Source organism: Pseudomonas sp. LBUM1651, from assembly GCF_059716135.1.
In genome coordinates this window covers 2,272,163-2,289,867 of sequence record NZ_CP166805.1, presented here as the reverse complement: position 1 = coordinate 2,289,867, position 17,705 = coordinate 2,272,163, and the positions used below count along the sequence as shown (strand labels likewise).

The following is a 17,705-nucleotide window of genomic DNA, read 5'->3' as shown; positions in this document are numbered from 1 at the left end:
AGGCATCATGAACAAGTGGCCACGCTTCGCGCTCAACGCGCTCGGGCTGACGCTTTCGCTGTCCGGCAGTGCGTTCGCACAACTCAATGCCGTCGATACCGGCCCCTACACCTTTGCCACGGGGAAATTCCCCATGTGGTATCAGGACAGCAATTTGCTGTCGCTGGAACTGTGCCAGTCGCGGGCTACCAGCTCGCGATCACCCGGCGCTCCTGGCGCGCCCTCCTACATGTGCATCCTGAATCCGGAACCTGGCGTATTCGACGACACGCAGCCCATGGTGTTCCCGGATAACTGGCCACCGGAAGCGTTCTGGTTCCTCGCCGAGACCAGCATCAACGATGTCGGAGGCTATGGCGTGGATGCCTACGTGGCCGGGATCGAAGCGGCATTCGCTGCGGAAAACCCGGTCGACGGCGATCAGGCAAGCTTCGCGCGAATTCGTCTGCGGGTGAACATACCTGTCGCGGGGACCTACACCATCACCCACCCGTACGGCGTGGAAACGGTCAACGTCACCGCTCCGGGACGTCGGGCGATCAACATCACCCGCGACATCGGAATCGGCGCACCCGGCAACTTCTCGGGTGCGCTCAACGGGGAGGTCGGGCCTTTCCTGCGCAGCGTCAACGGTCCGTACACCGAAGTGAATCCGGACACCGGCTCCATCGAGACGTTCGTGGGCGATCCGAACCTTACCGAAGCGGTCACCGGCAGCCCGTTCAATAACAACTTTCTGCGTGTCCAGGGTCCGGCCGGGACCATCCAGACCACCCTCTTTACCGTGTCCGGCAAAGTCCTCGACAACCGTGCGCAAACCCCTGTGGAAATCGGCCGCGCCACTTACCGCCGCATCTCGACGGGTCCGGGAACGAGCAGCACTCGGGTAGAAGTCTTTGGCAAATCGGCCAACAGTTCGAGCCTGTGCTTCCGCGAAACCGTGGCCCTGGTTACCGGGCCACCGCAGACGCCATGCCTGATCAACATGCTTGGCGACAACACCGGCCAGTTCTTCGGCCATCGTCTGACGGGTACCACCATTCCTCCGGTGGTGGTGGTCACCGCAACCAACCCGAGTGGCACCAGCCGGCCAACGGCGGTGTCGAGCAAAGTCACCGACGTGGTGAAAATCCAGACCGCACGCTACAACTGGAGCAACCACAGCCTGCTGATCGAAGCCACCTCGTCTGACGAAGTGGTGGTGCCGGACATGGTCGCCCAGAGCTACGGACGTCTGAGCAAGACCGGCACCTTGCAGCGTCTGACCGTTGCTGGCCTGACGCAGCCACCGGCCAGTGTCACCATCAAATCCGCCGCTGGCGGCGCCGACACCGAACCTGTGGTGGTGGTCGGAACGGCACCGAACAGCGGTGAGAACCAGCCGCCGCTGGCCGTTGCCGACACCGGCAGCACCAGCTTCGGGGTGCCGCTGACCCTCAACCTGCTGGCCAACGACAGCGACCCGGATGGCAACACGCCGCTGAGCATCACTGCGCTGACCCAACCGGCCACCGGGCAAGGCACCGTGGCGTTGAGCGGTTCGGCCACCGTGGTCTACACGCCGCCAGCCGTGGTCACTGTGCCGCTGACCACGACCTTCACCTACAAGGCTCAAGACGTCAAAGGCCTGGCCTCGACAACCCCGGCGACCGTGACCATTACCGTGGAGCCTAACCGGCCACCGGTGGCTGTCGCGGACAGCATCGCAACGCTGGGCGTGGCGGTGCCGATCAATGTGCTGCTCAACGACACCGATCCGGAAGGCAACGTGCCGCTGGCCATCGCCAGTTTCACCCAACCAGCAGCCGGTCGTGGCTCCGTCAGCAGCAACGGCACGGTGATCACCTACACCCCACCGGCCACCGTAACGACGGCGTTCACCACGACCTTCACCTACATCGCCCGAGACAGCCTGGGCGCCCTGTCGACGGCACCGGCGACGGTCACCGTGCAAGTCTCGCCCCGGCCACCGGCAGAAACCTTCACGGTGACCACGGCTACGGTGTCGGCGCGTTCCAATAACCGCTTCACCTGGGACTTTGCGGGCACTTCATCGGTGACCACCGGCAACACCATCACCGTCCGGGTCAGCACCCCGACCGGGCTGGCGACCCTGGGCACCACCACGGTACCGGTGACCGGTCGCTGGCGGTTGACGGTGAACAACACCACCACGGTGATTCCCTCGACTAACCCGACCGCCACCATCACCTCGTCCCAAGGCACCGTGCGCACGGTGTCGGTGATCTCGAACTGAGCCCTCGCCCCATCGGCCACAGGGTCGATGGGGCTGGTCTCTTTCTAAAGGACAACCTCATGAAAACGTCGATCGCCACCCTGCTCTGCCTGCTTCTGCTCTGCAGCAGCGCGGGCGTGCGCGCCGACGATCTGATGGAGAACGACGACCTGGGCCCCGGCACCGACCTCGGCGAGTTGCCACCGCCGATTGGCCAGCACGCGCTGATCGACCAGAACGGCCAGGCTAACGTGGCGCTGTTGCAACAGAACGGCCAGTCGTTGCTCGGCACCATCGTCCAGTCGGGAAGCAATCAGGAAGCCTACATCCTGCAACAAGGCAGCGACCTGATGGCGATGATCACTCAGCAAGGTTCCGGCAACTCCGCCTCGATCACGCAGACCGGCAGCCAGAACCGCGCGCAGATTTCCCAGAACGGCAACAACAACGACGCCAGCATCGACCAGGCCGGCACAGGGCTTACCAGCGCCGTGAGCCAGTCGGGAAACGGCATGAGCGTTTCGGTCAAACAATACCGCTAAAGCACTGCAACACATGGAGGTTTCACCATGTTCAAACTGACGCCCCTCACCGCCGCCATCCTGGTCATTGTCAGTGCCCAGGCGTTGGCCAACGACAGCATTTCCACCCAGGACCAGACCGGCACTGCCAACGTCGCCGACGTGAAGCAAACCCTGGCCCCATTTAGCACCGCCACCCAGCAGCAACTCGGCCAGGGCAACGACGCGGCCGCCGTGCAGGACTCGGCCACCAGCACCATCGACCAGAATCAGGTTGGCGATTACAACGCCGGTTACGCCGAGCAATTGTTCGAAAACAACAGCACCATCACCCAGCAACAGACCGGCAGCTTCAACACCAGCCACGCCAGCCAGTCGATCGGCGCAGGTGGCGGTGAAGTGCTGCAACAACAGCAAGGCACCGGCAACTTCTCGTTCGTCTATCAGGACAGCCAGGAAGGTACGACCGGTCAAACCTTCCAGTTCGGTGACAGCAACGAAGCCTACATTGAACAGATCCAGCCCGGCATCGCCAACACTGCGGTGATCATCCAGTACGGCACCACCAACTACGCCACCGCCGAACAGATCAACCACATGGGCGGCCAGATCGACATCAACCAGACCGGCACCAGCAACTACGCCTACGGCGACCAGCGCAATGGCGACGGCGGCAACCTGACCATCAACCAGCTCGGCGAAGGAAACGGCACTGAAGTCTGGCAAGACGGACAAGTCGGCAGCGAAGCCACCGTCGACCAGACCGGCATAAGCAACGAAACCGTGGTCGACCAGAGCTTCGGCCAAAACAACACCGCCCACGTGTTCCAGGTTGGCGACCTCAACGCGATCTACGCCGACCAGTTCGAGTCCACTGGCTCGACCATCGCGCTGTACCAAACAGGAACGGGCAACACGCACTTCACCTACCAGACCGGCGAAGGCCATACGCTCACCGCCACTTCGGTGGGTAGCGACAACAAGGTTTACGCCAGCAACTGGAAAGGTCCGCAAAAAGGTGGCCAGTTCGGCAGCAACCAGAGCGCAACCATCACCCAGACCGGCAAAGACAACATCGCCAGCTTCACCCAGGACGGCGTCGGCCACATCATGACCACCCACCAGACCGGCACCGGCAACAAAACCACCGTCAGCCAGGCCGAAAACTACAACGAGCTGTACTTCGACCAGAACGGCAGCGACAACGTCCTCATCGCCGACCAGCGCGGCACCACCAACCTGGCTCAGGGCAGCAGCAACGGTATGGGCAACAGCACCGCGCTCGACCAGTCCGGCAGCGACAACCAGGCCTATACCACCCAGTGGGGCAGCGACAACCAGATCTCTGTGAAACAGGCTGACACGATGAACGTGGCGTATGTGACCCAGGGCGGCTCCGGGAACATTGCCAATGTTGATCAGAGTGGCGTGACGCAGATGGCGACTGTTCAGCAGCTGGGGACGGATAACCGGGCGACGGTGTTGCAGCAGTAATTGCTGGGGGATAAAAAACCGCGTTCCTGGGTGAGGGTCGCGGTTTTTTTTGTCTGATGTTTGCAGTGCACACCGGTCCCTGTAGGAGCTTGGCTTGCCAGCGAAGGCGGCCTGACAGCCGACCATTTTCTATCAGGTGGACATATCCGTTTCTGCGGTAACGGCCGCTTAGGGTTCCGCCCTTACGGCGGGTCACTTGGAAAAGCCCCAAGTAACCAAGGGCTTTTGCCCCTTTCGTTCGGTGGCTCGCTTAGGCTCGCCATGCCCTCCTTCCGGTCCTGCTCCGTGGGCCCGCCGCCATCCATGCCGGGTTGCCCACTACGCAGAACCGGAACGAAGCCTCTCGAGGGGGCGACTACCGCCACAGCAGCGCGAGGCGGCCTGCGGGCCGACCTGGCTCTTCGGATGTATGCATCCCCCCTGTGGGAGCTAGCCTGCTAGCGATGGACGTTAACGATTACGCGTGCGGTCTGAATGAACGCGGTGTCTGGACGTCCATCGCTAGCAGGCTAGCTCCCACAGGTATGAGTTCGCTCCAGTTGTTGATCTGGCTTTTGCTTTGGCTTTTGCTTTGGCTTTTGATCTGGCTTTTGATCTTGATCTGCCCCGTCGGAAGGCCGAGTGGAGGTTCTGCGCAGTGGGCAGCCCGGCATGGATGCCGGGCTAGCCGCCCCCGGCCATGGATGGCCGATGGCGGCGGGCCCACGGAGCAGGACCGGAGCGAGGGCATGGCGAGCCTAGGCGAGCCACCGTACGTCAGGGGCAAAAGCGCTTGGTTACTTGGCGCTTTTCCAAGTAACCCGCCGTAAGGGCGGAACCAATAGCCGCCGTTACCGCAGGAATGGATATGTACTCGGTCAACAAAATATAGGTCGGCTATTAGGCCGCCTTCGCGGGCAAGCCTCGCTCCTACAGGAGGACATCCGGTGCATTCAGAGGAACCAGGTCGGCCCGAAGGCCGCCTCGGTTCACTCTTCTTCAGGTACCTTGTTCTGAGTCAGGTAACGATCGAGCGTCTCACCGCTCTGAGGCGAATTATCCCCCGCCACCTGCCACAAATGCCGCTCGATCCCCTGCGCCAAGAGATGCCCCACCGCCGCCTCGATCGCCGACAACACACACAACTGCGCCGGCTCGTTGGTGGTATACCCGACCTCAGCCTCAAGCAACTTCTTGAACTCGATAAACTTGAACACCCCGGCACTACGGCCCACCGAGTAGATGGTCTTGCTGGTCATCACATTGGCCAACACCTGCCCGCTGCGCACATCCACCGCCCGCAGATTCACCGTGACCTGATCCACCCGATATTCCCGGGAAATGTCGATGCCCAGGTAACGCGCGCCTTCCCCGCCGCTTTTCACATTGGTGTCATAGGCGATGATCCCGCCCTCGAGCATCATGTTCGCCGCCTGCAGTGGCGGCAGTTCACCCTGGATATTCACCGGCGTGTTCGGTTTTTTCTGCGAGGCGCGAATGATCTTGCGTTCGGTCAGCAGGTTCTGCAGCCCTTCCCGCTCCAGCACCACAAACCAGCCACTGGCCTGTAACGCATCCATCAGCATGCTCGCCGCCCCCTGGGTCACGCTGGTGGAAAACGAGCTGGCGGGCGTCGGTTTGTACTGACCGGTCTGGTCCCTGAAACCGTACACCACCGCCATCAACCGGCCCTTGGGTCGCGGCATGTTGATCAAGTCGTAGTAGGTCGAAGCCCTCGGGGTCAGCGTCGGAGTTTCGGTGTCCTGCTCAGCCCCGATCGGCTCGCGCAGACTGCACCCTTGTAACATCGCCAACGTCAGCCCCAGCACCATTATTCTTTTCATGTCCTTCCCTCCCCATCAACCCCGATCCCCGTCATGGGGCCAGGCCACTCACCTGGATTTCCGAGATTTCACCGGTCGCTCGGTCAGTCACGACGATGGTCAATTGCCCGGAATCGTCGACGACGTTGACGATAAAAGCGTCGGTCGTCAGGCTCCCCGTGTTTCCCGCGGAAATGTTGTCCAGCAACTGACCGAGCAACCGCGACTGCAACTGACTGGTGAACCGCTCAAGTGCCGAAGTACCAGCCGCGGCGGTGCGTTTTTTCAAGTCGGGATCGTCGTAGTCGTTCTGGGCCTGGGCGTTGTTGAGCAGCCAGGTCCCGTTTAACGGGTTTCCGCCAAACGACGGGTTGATGGGCGTATAGACCAGCTCGGTGGCCTGGACCAGGCCACAACTGCCGAGCCCGAGCAGGCAGAGGCCCGCCCAAGAAAGCCCGGGGCGTTGCGAGAACGTTGTTGTTTTCATAATTCGTCCCTCTCCAAATCCGTTGTGTCCTGCAACATGGCTTCCAGCTTGCGCTGGACGATCTGCCCGCGAACCCAGTCGGCGGCGTCATAGGCCTCGTCCTTGAGTTCCACGGTGTTCGGCGGCAGAAAACGCCGGTAAACCAGACGCTGCTGATACTCCACGGTGACCAGAGCGCCCCAGCGCGCCGAAGGTCGTTCGCGCACCACCAGGTTGAAATCCATCGGGCTGGTGGCGCGCAGGCGTTCACTGAACGAGTAGTAAAAGTCGTGGCCGATGTGCGAGATCGTGTCATCGACGATGAACCCCATCATTTCGTCCTCTTCGCCGGCCGGAGCGGCAGCGGACGTCAGCATCAGGATCACGACCCAACAGAATCTGTTCATGGCTGCAACGCCTGGGGCAATTTCGACTGGCCTTTGGCAGGCCCGGATGTGCCATCGAGGAAGGCTTTCTCAGCCACGAACTGCCAGTCCTTGTAACTGGCCATGCCGGTGAAGTCCGACCATTGCGAGGGGAAATCCGCCTGCTTCAGCGGCTTGTCCGTGGACGCGCTGTTGAGGCCGGTGATGCGCCCGTCGAAACCGCGCATCAAGATCCATTCACCGCCGCCAATCGGGTCCGGATACAGTTGCCTAATATGGTGTTTCGGGTTGGGAAAACGCTCGTCCTGCAACAGGTCTTCGAGGTTTTTCGGATACTGCGCCAGCCCTGGCGAACTGCGGTAATAGCTGCGCAATGCCTGGGCGTACTGCGTACCGACCCAGAGCAACTGGCGTTCACGATCCCGGCGCGAAGCGGTCGACCACAACTCGCCTGCACTGGCCAGGCCCATGCCCATCAGCATGATCAGGAACAGCACGCCCAGGTAGGTGAAACCGCCCTCGCTGGTCCAGCGTTTCTCACTTAAGCTTGATAGCGGACTTGTGGCGAGGGAGCTTGCTCCCGCTGGGTCGCGCAGCGGCCCCAAAAGAGGGACTGCTACGCAGCCCAGCGGGAGCAAGCTCCCTCGCCACAGGTTTTTACCACTCGGAATAAAGGCTGCCATCACGCGCCCTCCCTGTGGCTCCGCTCTTGATATCGGCGACCCCGCCGGCTACGCCGTCCGGCGGCGCTACCATGACCCAGAGATCCTTGCGCTCGGCAATCGGGTCCATCGGCGGGTTGCGCAGGTAGCGCTGCTCCACCAGTTGCTCGATGGAGTCGGGATAACGCCCGGTGTCGCCGTAATAGTGATCCAGCGCTTCACGCATCGCCGACAGGCTCTGGCGCAGCGTGGTCTCTTTCGAGGCCTCGAGGCTGGTGAAATAGCGTGGCATGGCGATGGTCATCAGGGTCGCGATGATTGCCATGACCACCATCAGTTCCAGCAGGGTAAAACCCTTTTCCCGACGCATAAGCTCACCACTCCCGGTACGCGATACCGTTGAGACCCTTGCCGCGCGCCTTCGAATAAACGTCAAAGACGTCTTCGCCTTCGCGCGGGTTCTGAGCCGTGCTGTCATAGGTGCGCAGCCCCCAGCCGCCTTCGTCGTCGCGCTTGACCGGGGCCAGCGGGTCATGGGGCACACGGCGCAAAAAATAGAACTTGGCGCCCTTGGCGCTGCGCACATCGCGCACACCGTCCACCAGCACTTTGAGGTTCGGTGGATAGCCGCTGCTGTTCAGCGACTTCTCGATATAACCCGCGTCGAAGGCGCGTTTGTAGGCGTCGATGGCATCGCGGATCTGGTACAGCGCCGTGCGCAAATCCTGCTCCTTGCCCCGGCGCACCACGGTCTCGGTCAGTGGCGCGGCCATGCCGGCCAACAGGCCGATCAGGGCCAGCGTCACCACGACTTCAATCAGGGTAAAACCGCGTTCCGAGGCGTTCATGATCAAGGCTTCCCGATCACGACCTGGGTCGTGGTGGCCGCCACCGGGCGGTCGATGCGTTCGTTCGACATCGACGATTCCATCCGCCGGTCCGGTGCCTGAATGTGCATGCTGGTTTCAGTGCCGGTCGGGAACTCCATGTCCGAGGGGCTTTGGTACGGCAGGTTGCGCACAATCCGCGGCGTGATCGACAGCACCAGTTCCGATTTGCTGACGCTGTCCTTGTTGCTGCCGAACAACCGGCCCAGGCCAGGGATGTCGCCAAGACCCGGAATCTTGTTGCCGGTGGCGCCATGGTCGTTGCGCATCAGGCCGGCGAGGATCTGGGTTTCGCCGTCATGCAGGCGCAGGGTGGTCTGAGCGTTGCGGGTATCGACCTGAACCGGAATCGTGCCCTGACGGGTCGGTTCCAGCGGCGTAGCGTTACTGACTTCCAGGGCGATCTTGATCGCTACTTCGTTGTTCAGGTGCACAGTCGGCTGCACTTCCAGCTTCAGACCGACGTCCAGGTACGTGACGCTTTCAGTGATCACCGGCCCTTGAGTCGACGGCACCGAGGTGGCACTGATGATCGGCACACGCTGACCAATGTGGATGCGCGCCTGCTCGCGGTTACTGACGCGAATCACCGGGCTGGCCAGGGTGTTGATGTCGTTGTCCTGGGCGTTGATCTTGAGCTGGGGCGATGGCGAGATGGTGATCCGGCTGGAGTCGATGCCTTTCAATTGATCGAGAATTGTCACCGCCGACCCGTCGCTGTTGATCACGCCGAAGGTGTTCGGCCATTGCAGGCCAAGGTCGAGAATCCGCTGGGTCGCGACTTCCATCACCTCCACTTCCAGCACCACTTCCGGGTTTGACTGGTCTTGCGATTGCAGGAGTTTTTCCGCCATGCGGACGGCGTCTTCGGTGTCTCGCATGGTCAAGGTGTTGAGGCGCTCATCGACAAACACGTCGCGGGTCTTGAGCATGGTCTTGATCATGTTCAGCGCGGTGTTGGCATCGATGCTGGTCAGGTAGAAGGTGCGCATCACCAGCTCCTGGTAATCCTTGAGCTTTTGCGGGGAGTCCGGGTAGATCAGCAAGGTGTTTTCGTTCACCACTTTCTGGTGCAGCTGGTTCTGTTGCAGCAGCAGTTCCACGGCGTCTTCGATGCGCACGTCACGCACGAAGATCGTGGCTTTCATGTCAGGGCGCAGGTCCTTGTCGAAGATGAAATTCAACCCGGCGACCTGGGACAGCACTTCAAAAATGGTTTTCAGATTGGCGTCGCGAAACTCCAGGGTCACCGGCCGGTCCAGGCGCGTGCGCAGCTGTGGATACGGGATCACGTTGCGGCTCTGGACCAGGCGGATGCTGCCTTGCAGTTCGAGGGCACCCTCATTTTTCGGGTCCAGTTCGAGGATCTGTTTGACCTGGCGATCAGCCGCGTAGATGTCGCCACGACGCAGGTCACCGCGGGCCAATTCGAGTTTTTCGTCCATGCTGCGCATGTACTCGAGTTGGCGCATCGCATCCTGGGCGCGTCGGTTGTTCGGCTCGATGGTCAGCACCCGGCTGTAGTTCACCCGTGCCGAGGCGAAGTCCCGGTGTGCGCGATCGGTATCGCCCGCGGTCAGCAATGCAGTAATGGCTTTGGCGTGTGCGGTATTCAGGGCCAGATGCAGTTCGGTGTCGCGAGGGTTCTCCCGCAATCCTTCTTCGATGCGCGCCAGGCCAGCTTCGTATTGTCCCTGCTCGATCAGCTCGGACGCTTCCTTGTTGGCGACCCGCGCGGAACTGCACGCGGCCAGCCCTGCGCAGAGGCAGACAAGGCTCATCAGCAAACGGCTTCTATTCATGGCGCGCTCCCCACAGACAAGGTCTGGGACACATGCAAAGGCAGGTAGACGAAGCTCAGTTCCACATCGGAAATGGCTTCGATCCGCCAGGTTTCGTCGATCACATCCCCTTTGCGTACGACGTATATTTTTTCGCCGTTCTGCAAAAACACTTGCAGGTCGGAACGGTCATCCAGCCTCCCGATAAACTGGAAAGGCATCGGCGGTGCGCTGGGGACTTGCACCACCGGGGTTTCATTGACGGGTTGTTCGATGACGCTGGCAAGGGTCGGCGCCGCTTTCCAGCTGCGGGCAGCGAACAGGTCACCCGCCGGGCTCAAGTCTTTCACCACCGCTGGTTTGCCAGACGCTGGTGCGGCAGGCAGGGCGCCACGGGTTTTGCTGTTGGTCGGGGTGGCGACGACGGCCACGCTTGCATCGCCCTCGTCGGCCGGCATGAAGTAATCGGGCAACCAGGTCAGCGCCGCCGCGACACCGAAGAACCCCACCCACCCCGCTACGCGCTTGGTATTCATCATGACCTCGACAGGTAAAGGGTCATGCGGATCCGCCCGGTCAGGTCGGTGTCGGCGATTTTCTTGCGCTGGAACTCCACATCCTCCACCACCACCGCCGGCAACTGGCCGAGCAAGGCATGCAGGAAGCGCCGCAGTTGCGGGTAGCTGCCGCGAACCGGCAGCAGAATCTGATAGCGGGCCAAATGCGTCTTGGGGTCGATGCCCAGGGCATATTCACCCCGTGCCAGGGTGATGTGTTCCTGGGCTGCCAGTGCGTAGATCCTGTCGATGGCCACGGTGGCCTGAGGTTGCGAAGGCAGTTTGCTGCGGAAGTCGTCGAGCTGACGTTGCGGCACCACCGGGGGGGCAACGCTGCCGTCTTCAACCCTGGCCAGGTAGTCGCCGGCTTCGCGGGTCTGCTGGCTGAGCTGTTGCAGCGACTGCCAGTCCGGCATCAGACCCGCCAGGCCATAGACCAACGCCAGCGCCAGCATCGCCAGCCCCACCAGACCGGGAATGCCCAGGCCTTGCAGGTATTCGTGGACGATCAATCTAGGGATTCGCATCGCCAATCTCCCAGGTAGCCGACAGGTTGAATTGCACCGGGTGCTCCGGCACGTTGGCCACGATTTCGTGGCTGAGCAGCGACACATCGGACAGCTCGTCGCTGGCCTCGAGGTTGCGGTGGAAGTCGAGCATGGCATCCAGGTCTTTGGCCTCGGCGCTGATCCGCACCTGGCCCTTGCGGGCGTCGGGTGTCAGGGTCAGCAAGGCGATGTTTTCGCGAGGCATGGCTTCAAGCATCGCGAACAGGTTCTCCCAGGGCCGGCGCAGCTGCTGGGAGACCTTGCGCATCTCGGCGAGGTTCTGCGCCTGCTCGCGGATTTGCGCCGGGGTCAGGCTGACTTTGCCACCGGTATCACCAGTGAGGACGCGCTGGGTGGTTTGCAGATGACCCTGCTGCTTTGCGGTTTCATCACTGAGGTGCTGCTGAACCAGGACGCAACTCAGGGTCAGCACCACGCCCCCGGCCAGCAGGCTCCAGCCCAACGGGCCGGAGCGGCGACGCGGCTGAAAGTCGAGGTTAAGGGCGCGCATCTCAGGCCACCGCCCGGGACATGACGTACAGGCAATCGCGTACGGGTGTCCGGCCTTCTTCAAGGGTGCGCAAGTGCACATCGGGTACGTCGGGCTGCACGTCGATGCGCGCAGGGGCATGCAGGTAGACGTTCAATGGCCGTTCGTTGGTGGAGGCCTGCAATTGGCTTTCGCGGCCGATCAGTGCGGTCAGTGCAGCGTCGCTGTCGCTGCTGCCAACCGAACGCACCGAGGTCCAGCGGCCTTCCCGTGCCAGCAGCAACACGCTGCGCACCGGTTCAGCGACCACGAACAGGAAGTTGCCGGTATCGAGGCTTTTATCGAAATGGTTGAACGCCGCCATCAAGTACGGCTGCACCGAACGCAAGCGCAGGCCTCGGGCGCTGACCAGTGTGCGCAGACGCCTCAGCAATTCCTGCGGCAGCGCACAGGCGATCCGGTCGTAGCCCGCCGGTTCTGCCGAGAGCACCAGGCTCCAGGGTTGAGTCGGCGCACCGTAAAGGTCTTCAAAGCACAGCTGGGCGAAGCCGCGTAATTCGTCGGGGCTACTGATCTGTTCGCTCCAGGGCACCAGGCAGAAGCGGCTGAAGTGCCCGGAAATCACCACGCTCAACTCGGCACCGGCACAGGCGTGGTCGGCCAGCAGATGGTCGAGGGTGTCCAGCGCCACTGCCCAGGCGTGAAAGCCTTCGTCGATAAATCCGACGCTGCCCAGCCAGAGGGTTTCGCTGCCACGGCGCTGGCCGAGGCCGATACCACTGGCGCCGATGACGGCGACAAAACGATCACGAGACAAAAGTGACACGATTGATCTCCTCGAGCGTGGTCCGCCCATCTGCAACCAGTTCCAGCGCGGACTCGCGCAGCAGGCGCAAGCCCCGTTTGCACGCATGGACCTTGATTTTCGAAATCGGTTGGCGCTCGACGATCATCTGCCGCAGCTCGTCGTCCAGGTGCAGCAGCTCGGCAATCGCCGTGCGCCCGCGATAACCGGTGCCCCGGCAATGGCCGCAACCCTTGCCGTGGACGAAGCGATAGTGATCGACGTTATGCGGATCAAGGCCCGAGGCGCGCAATTCATCGTCAGTCGGGTGACTCGGCGCGCTGCACGTGGTGCAGACCAGGCGGATCAAGCGCTGGGCCAGCACGGCATTGAGCGCGGAAACGAGGCTGTAGGGGTCGATTTCCATCTGGGTGAAACGGCCGATCACGTCGAACACGTTGTTGGCGTGGATGGTGGTGAACACCAGGTGCCCGGTGAGCGCCGATTGCACGGCGATCTGCGCGGTGTCGGGGTCGCGGATTTCACCGACCATGATCTTGTCCGGGTCATGGCGCAGGATCGAGCGCAGACCCCGGGCGAAGGTCAGGCCTTTCTTCTCGTTGACCGGAATTTGCAGGACGCCCGGCAACTGGTATTCCACCGGGTCTTCAATGGTGATGATCTTGTCCACGCCGTGGTTGATCTCGGTGATCATCGCGTACAGCGTGGTGGTCTTGCCGCTGCCGGTGGGGCCGGTCACCAGCACCATGCCATAGGGTTCGGCAGCCAGCCTGCGCAGCTGCCGCAGGGTTTCGTCTTCAAAGCCCAGCGCTTGCAACTGCACGCCGCAGACCTTGTCCGCCAAGTCCTGCTTGTCGAGCACCCGCAGCACCGCGTCTTCGCCGAAAATGCTCGGCATGATCGAGACCCGGAAGTCGATCTGCCGACCACTGATGCCGATCTTGAAGCGACCGTCCTGAGGCACACGTTTCTCGCCGATGTCCAGTTCAGCCATGACCTTGACCCGGGAAATCACCTGTTCGGCAAACTCGCTGCCCTGGATCTTGCTGATGTTGTTGAGCACGCCGTCGATGCGGTACTTGATCACCAGACCGCTGCCGGTGGTGCCCAAATGAATATCGCTGGCGTGCATTTTCAAGGCGTCGTACAGGGTCGAGTTGACCAGTTTGACGACGACGCTGGCGTCTTCGCTGATGCTGGTCAGGGACAGGCTTTGCAGGGTATCGATTTCGATGTTGGCGTCAGCCTGGGCGTTGAGCGATTCCACGGCGTGGAAGCTCTCTTCGTGGCGCGCCAGGTACGCCTTCAGGTCGTCGGCATGCACCAGGTACAGCGGCGCACCGTGCAGACAGTCATCGATCCAGGCCAGGCGCGAAGTATCGAAGGGGTCGGCAAACACACCGATGACAGCATCGTCGTGGCGCAGCAGGATGAATTCGCGCTTGAGGCATTGGGCCAGGGTGACCCGGTCGAACACCGGGGTGGCCTTGAACAGGCTGTCGGTGTCGAGCACCGGGTAATGCAGGGTGGCGCCGAGGCGCTGGATGAAGGGCATGGGGGCCAGTTCGCACAGAACCCCAAGGGCTTCAAGCATACGTTCGCCGGAACTGGCGGCCAGCGATCGTGCCTGGGACAGTTGCTCACTGGAAAAGCGAGACGGTTCACATTCCGACTGCGCCGGTTCGACGGCAAGGGATAGACGATCCATGGCTTGCTCTCCAACGCCGGGGGCTTTGAGCCCTGTCGACGCGGCGAGCAATTACGGCGGTCACCGGAACGGCTTGTCGCGCCACTACTCCCCGGTGAGCAATTGTTCGTCGTCCGGTGCCCTGGAGGTCGATGAAGTACGTCGACGATCCGCCAGCACCCAACTGCCATCGTACAACTGCAGCGGGAAACTCTCGGTCTTGCTCTGGCGTCGTTCGACAAAACCTTCGGATCGGCTCACGCCTGCCTTGAGTTCGCGCTCCATTCCCAGAAGGTCACAGACTGCACGGGCCAGTTCCGCCAATGGAAACGGTTTGAACAGGATATGGCTGACTCCCAGTTGCCGGGCCCGCTCACAGACTTCAGCGGTGGGGTGCCCGGTAATCAGCACAAAATGACAGTTCCTGTTCTGGCGGACGGCATCGAGCACCTCAAAGCCTTCCATATCGGGCAAGCGGTAATCGAACACCATCACATCGGGTGCAAACTGTTCGGCTTCACCGATACCCGTCGCACCGTCATGTGCAATCCGGACGTCCAGTTCTTGCGCCTGAAGGTAATCCTTGAGGTTTTCGGCAAGAAGCTCTTCGTCTTCGACAACCAGTACTTTGTTTAACAAGGTGGACTCCTTGAAACCGCAGGTCCGAGTTCCGAGCCTGGTGGAGTGCGCGCCTTACTGAGGCTAACGCACACTTCATGCCAGGCTGAGCACCGACTGATTTACCGCTGCATGTAATTGATATCCATGGAAAAACCTTTTAGTCCAAGCACCCCTCGCCCCCAAAGGCGGGGAAGCACACGGATTTGCGCGGAAGCTTTCCCCACTATTGGGGGGGAACCTTCAGTCATCGTCAATCCGTTCGATTCGATTGCGCGATCGCAACTGCGCCAGAACCTGAAGACGAACCTCGGCCTGTTGCTGTCGGGCAAGGTACGCCCGAACCCTTTCAAGTCCCTGTTGCTCTGAGACAGCGGCCGTCTCCAAGTGGTTCTGTACGTAGATCAAGTGCCAGCCCAGTGGTGTGCGAACAGGTTCACTCACCGTACCTGGCGCCAGGGCAAAGGCTGCCGTTTCAAACGCGGGCAGCATTCGTCCACGAGGAAAATAGCCCAGATCTCCACCTTCGCCGGCGGACGCATCTTCCGAACCGGTCCGGGCCACGCTGGCAAAGTCCGCGCCCCGGCTGATTTTCACTTGCATGTCGACCAAGCGTAGCCGTGCCGCTTCGACTGTGGCGGCATCGGCATCCTGAGGCACCTTGATCAGGATGTGCCGCGCCTGCACTGCTTCGGGCCGGCGCATCTCTGCGCGGTGTTCTTCATAGAATGCCCGGACCTGTTTTTCGTCCGGCCCATCGACGGTGGTCAGCTCGGCAAACACCTGCCGAGCCGCGAGCTCACGGCGGGTGTATTCGACAAAACCGGCCTCGTCGAAACCGGCGTCCTCCAGACGACGAGCGAATTTCTCGGCACCGCCAATGGCCTGCCGGGTCTGTTCAACCTGGCTTTGCACCGCGGCATCGCTGATCACCACCCCGCGCCTGACCGCTTCCTGCCACAGCAACTCGCGGTCGATCAACGCGTCCAGCGCCTTCTGGCGCAATTGCTTGTACGCCTTGGGATTGCGAATGCTGCCCAGCGCCCGGCCCTGATCCTCCAGGTACTCGGCGAAGTAACGCTCGAGGCGAAACTCGGAAATCTCCTCGCCATTGACCCGCGCGGCCACCGGGCCGTTGCTGCCGAATGCCACGGGCAGCCACAGGGTCAGCAGGATCAACAGAGTCTTGAGCTTCATGATCGAGGCCTCCGGTCAGGGTGTCGCGGTAATGGGCTTGTAAGGCGCGACCAGGTAGAAGCGCTGGCCGGGCAAGTCCACGGTGACGATATGCGCGCCGTTCAAGCCCAGGCGTCGGCCCGGTCCGAAGCTGATGCGCGGAGTCAGTCCGGTATCGAAGTCATGCAGGCCTTCCAGCGCATTGATCAGCTTCTCGCGGCTGGCGTCGCGCCCGGCCTGTTTCATGCCTTCGCTGAGCAGCAGCATCGAACTGAACGCGCCGACTTGCAGCACCGCGTGCTGGCCGCCAAGCCCCTGCTGTTCGCGCAGTTGGGTCAGGGCCAGGCGTCCGGCCAGGGTCCAGTCGCTGGGCACGAATGGATAGGACAAGAACACCCGCCGGGAAAAACCGCTGGGCACTTGTAAAAGGTCACCCGCCACCTGATTCGACATGGCGAACAGGTAAGGAACCTGCCCCGCCGTCTGCAACCGCTCGGCGAGGTGGCTGAAATCACTACCGCAGCCCAGGTAAAACACTGAGCGCGAACCCAGCGGCAGTTCGCCCTGTGCCGAGTCGTAGACCTTCAGGCTGACATTTTGCCAGGCGTGATCTTGCAGGTACTGGCTGAGGGTCTGCGCCGCCAGTCGTTGACCGGGATCTTCGGTATAGGTAATCAGCGTCGGGCCCTGGAGTACGCGCAAACTGGCGGAGGCGTAATCGGCCAGGGCGATCAGTTGTTCGCGGACCCCCGGCATCGGTTCAAAAATCTGCCGACTGCTCTGCACCGTGCCCTGCAACGAAAGCGGGCCGATCAGTGGAATGCCCGCCTGCTCCAGACGCGAAACCAGTTGCGTGTCGCGTGCCGGCGCCAGTGGCGCGATCAGGGCAAACACCTGCTCCTGATCGATCAACTGATCCAGAGCCCGCTCGGCACTGATACGGTCCGGCCCCGGATCGAGGATCGTCAGGCGCAACTGCCGACCATGAATCCCCCCCGCCTTGTTGATTCGCGCCACGCTACCGTTGAGCACCGCGGCCACCGTCGCGCCCTCTTCCGCCAACGCGCCCTGACTGGGCAACAGCGTGCCCAGGTGCAGGCTGTCAGGCGTCAAGCCGGGATCGCGCTCATCGGCCAGGCGTTTGAGGTAGGCCGTGAGGTTGCGCTGATCGTTCATTGACAGCACGAACCGCGGCATCGCCGGGTCGAGGTGATTGTTGCCGGGATCGCGCCCCTCCTGGATCGCCCGCGCCAGGGTGCCTTCAGTGTACGCCGGGTAGTTGCGGCCATTGATTTGCCGTTGGCCGTAGGTGCTGGTCAGCCGCGACCAGCTCAGTTCCGGCGGTCGCACCCCGCCCTCGGGCCGGCCCAGACCATCGGTGCCGTGGCAGTTGGCGCACGGCAGGCTGGTGGCCGGCAGCAGCATGCCCGCCGCCCCGACCCTGGCCATGATCGGCTCACCACTGCCGGACACACCCTCGCGGTACAGCCGTTTGCCGGCGCTTTCGTCAGGGCTCAAGGGCAACGTATCGGCGGCGCAATGAAGGCTGCCGATCAGGAGCAGGCCGAGGATCAGGGAGGCTTTCATGG

General features: G+C 62.0%; 18 protein-coding genes. 3 read left to right on the top strand and 15 right to left on the bottom strand.

Annotation, left to right across the window (positions count from 1 at the left end; all coding sequences use genetic code 11):
* The first annotated feature begins 7 nt into the window (after positions 1-7).
* From ACA066_RS10585 to ACA066_RS10575, 3 genes are read left to right on the top strand one after another with little or no spacing between them, the layout of a single operon-like run.
* Positions 8-2,257, top strand: coding sequence for an Ig-like domain-containing protein (locus ACA066_RS10585; RefSeq protein WP_497699148.1), 2,250 nt, complete (start codon positions 8-10; stop codon positions 2,255-2,257).
* 59 nt (positions 2,258-2,316) lie between these two features.
* Positions 2,317-2,778, top strand: a complete 462-nt coding sequence (locus ACA066_RS10580; RefSeq protein WP_497699147.1) for a curlin — start codon at positions 2,317-2,319, stop codon at positions 2,776-2,778.
* 27 nt (positions 2,779-2,805) lie between these two features.
* Positions 2,806-4,251, top strand: a complete 1,446-nt coding sequence (locus tag ACA066_RS10575) for a curlin (protein ID WP_497699146.1) — start codon at positions 2,806-2,808, stop codon at positions 4,249-4,251.
* Positions 4,252-5,219: 968 nt separating this feature from the next.
* On the opposite strand, the gene ACA066_RS10570 is transcribed toward ACA066_RS10575, so the two are convergent.
* From ACA066_RS10570 to ACA066_RS10500, 15 genes are all read right to left on the bottom strand, one after another.
* Positions 5,220-6,074, bottom strand: a complete 855-nt coding sequence (locus ACA066_RS10570) for a CsgG/HfaB family protein (protein WP_497699145.1) — start codon at positions 6,072-6,074, stop codon at positions 5,220-5,222.
* Positions 6,075-6,105: 31 nt separating this feature from the next.
* Positions 6,106-6,540: a curli assembly protein CsgF gene (locus ACA066_RS10565; protein ID WP_497699144.1), complete on the bottom strand. Its 435-nt coding sequence runs from the start codon at positions 6,538-6,540 to the stop codon at positions 6,106-6,108.
* Positions 6,537-6,926, bottom strand: a complete 390-nt coding sequence (gene csgE, locus ACA066_RS10560; protein WP_214382344.1) for a curli production assembly/transport protein CsgE — start codon at positions 6,924-6,926, stop codon at positions 6,537-6,539. The genes ACA066_RS10565 and csgE overlap by 4 nt, the downstream gene beginning before the upstream one ends.
* Positions 6,923-7,387, bottom strand: coding sequence for a type II secretion system protein (locus ACA066_RS10555; RefSeq protein ID WP_497699846.1), 465 nt, complete (start codon positions 7,385-7,387; stop codon positions 6,923-6,925). The genes csgE and ACA066_RS10555 overlap by 4 nt, the downstream gene beginning before the upstream one ends.
* 175 nt (positions 7,388-7,562) lie before the next feature.
* A complete protein-coding gene (locus ACA066_RS10550; RefSeq protein ID WP_497699143.1) occupies positions 7,563-7,937 on the bottom strand; it encodes a type II secretion system protein in 375 nt (124 codons plus the stop codon).
* 4 nt (positions 7,938-7,941) lie between these two features.
* Positions 7,942-8,415, bottom strand: coding sequence for a type II secretion system protein (locus tag ACA066_RS10545; protein WP_497699142.1), 474 nt, complete (start codon positions 8,413-8,415; stop codon positions 7,942-7,944).
* A 2-nt stretch (positions 8,416-8,417) separates the two neighbouring features.
* Positions 8,418-10,256, bottom strand: a complete 1,839-nt coding sequence (locus ACA066_RS10540) for a secretin GspD/PilQ domain-containing protein (protein ID WP_497699141.1) — start codon at positions 10,254-10,256, stop codon at positions 8,418-8,420.
* Entirely contained in the window at positions 10,253-10,771 is a 519-nt protein-coding gene (locus ACA066_RS10535) for a hypothetical protein (RefSeq protein WP_497699140.1), read from the bottom strand. The genes ACA066_RS10540 and ACA066_RS10535 overlap by 4 nt, the downstream gene beginning before the upstream one ends.
* Complete coding sequence (locus tag ACA066_RS10530; protein ID WP_497699139.1) at positions 10,771-11,319, bottom strand: GspMb/PilO family protein; 549 nt, start codon at positions 11,317-11,319, stop codon at positions 10,771-10,773. The genes ACA066_RS10535 and ACA066_RS10530 overlap by 1 nt, the downstream gene beginning before the upstream one ends.
* Entirely contained in the window at positions 11,306-11,851 is a 546-nt protein-coding gene (locus tag ACA066_RS10525; protein ID WP_497699138.1) for a PilN domain-containing protein, read from the bottom strand. The genes ACA066_RS10530 and ACA066_RS10525 overlap by 14 nt, the downstream gene beginning before the upstream one ends.
* 1 nt (position 11,852) lies before the next feature.
* Complete coding sequence (locus ACA066_RS10520) at positions 11,853-12,656, bottom strand: hypothetical protein (protein WP_497699137.1); 804 nt, start codon at positions 12,654-12,656, stop codon at positions 11,853-11,855.
* Entirely contained in the window at positions 12,637-14,343 is a 1,707-nt protein-coding gene (locus ACA066_RS10515; protein WP_497699136.1) for a GspE/PulE family protein, read from the bottom strand. The genes ACA066_RS10520 and ACA066_RS10515 overlap by 20 nt, the downstream gene beginning before the upstream one ends.
* A gap of 84 nt (positions 14,344-14,427) precedes the next feature.
* Positions 14,428-14,961: a response regulator gene (locus ACA066_RS10510; RefSeq protein WP_497699135.1), complete on the bottom strand. Its 534-nt coding sequence runs from the start codon at positions 14,959-14,961 to the stop codon at positions 14,428-14,430.
* A gap of 222 nt (positions 14,962-15,183) precedes the next feature.
* Positions 15,184-16,137 (bottom strand): peptidylprolyl isomerase, encoded by a 954-nt coding sequence (locus tag ACA066_RS10505; RefSeq protein ID WP_497699134.1) that lies wholly within the window; start codon positions 16,135-16,137, stop codon positions 15,184-15,186.
* 15 nt (positions 16,138-16,152) lie between these two features.
* Complete coding sequence (locus ACA066_RS10500; protein ID WP_497699133.1) at positions 16,153-17,703, bottom strand: cytochrome c/ABC transporter substrate-binding protein; 1,551 nt, start codon at positions 17,701-17,703, stop codon at positions 16,153-16,155.
* Between the last annotated feature and the right edge of the window lie 2 nt (positions 17,704-17,705).